The 260-nt window shown below is 42.7% G+C and carries 1 pseudogene; it reads right to left on the reverse strand.

What is annotated here, in order from left to right:
* Positions 1-260, reverse strand: a pseudogene (locus AAEZ05_RS29130) (hypothetical protein); the annotation flags it as partial.

Consider the following 260-nt stretch of genomic DNA (forward strand, 5'->3'; position numbering starts at 1 on the left):
GTAAAATCTTGAGCATGAGTAATATTAAACGCGGTACCCCAGTCTACTTTTATATAAGGTAAAGAAGGTGTTTGATCAAGCGTGATCCCCTGTTGTTTGGACACTAAATACAATTTGATTTGAGCAAGCTTAACTAATGTGACCCCATCAAGCTTTGGCGGATCGAAAGTAATCGCAATGTCTAAGGTGCGCTCAATAAGTTGGCGAGTCATTACCAATGCCGGCAAGACATCAGTTCTTAAGGCCACGCCTTCCAAGCG

Origin of the sequence: Pseudomonas sp. HY13-MNA-CIBAN-0226 (assembly GCF_040310305.1) — a bacterium.
In the GTDB taxonomy this organism is placed as follows: Bacteria; Pseudomonadota; Gammaproteobacteria; order Pseudomonadales; family Pseudomonadaceae; genus Aquipseudomonas; species Aquipseudomonas gregormendelii.